Source organism: Shewanella sp. 4_MG-2023 (genome assembly GCF_030548015.1).
Taxonomy (GTDB): Bacteria; Pseudomonadota; Gammaproteobacteria; order Enterobacterales; family Shewanellaceae; genus Shewanella.
Genome location: NZ_JAUORL010000088.1, coordinates 1 through 668 on the forward strand (window position 1 = coordinate 1; position 668 = coordinate 668).

Annotated in this window: 1 protein-coding gene; it reads left to right on the top strand. The window is 49.9% G+C overall.

All coding sequences use genetic code 11. The annotated features are described in order from the left end of the window. Positions 1-668 (top strand): tandem-95 repeat protein (locus Q4546_RS19160; RefSeq protein WP_303446859.1); only part of this gene is annotated, 668 nt, incomplete at both ends.

Genomic DNA, 668 nt, shown 5'->3' on the forward strand with positions numbered 1-668 from the left:
GACGGTGTGCTTACCGACAACGGTGATGGCACCCATAGCTTTGCGCCAAATGAAAACTTCAATGGTGATTTACAGCTTGAATTTGGTGTCAGTGATGGCACCATTGTGACCCCAGCTAACATCGACATCGCGGTTACGGATGTCAACGATGCACCGGTAGCGGGCAGCACAAGTTACACAGTCAACGAAGACGGCCAAATCACCATTAGCGCTGAGCAGCTATTAGCGAACTCAAGTGATGTGGATGGCACCGTCAGCCTAGACTCAGTGTCATATTCTGGCACCGACGGTATCCTGGTTCAAAACCAAGATGGCTCAGTGACCTTCTCGCCAAATGAGAACTTCAACGGCGAAATCAGTCTTGATGTCACCATCATCGATGATGACGGCGCGACTGCTGAAACCACCGCTGGCATTACTACACTGGCGGTTAATGACGCACCCGTAGTTGATGGCAATGTCGCTTACTCAGTGGACGAAGATGGCTCAATCACCCTAAGCCAGGAGCAATTACTGGCTAATGCAACTGACATCGATGGTGACAGCCTAAGCGCTGAAAACCTATCAGTAGGTGATAATGCAACAGTTGTAGCTAACCCAGATGGCAGCTTCACGATTACCCCAGATGCGGACTTTAATGGCGACTTAGACTTACGCTTTGATGTCTC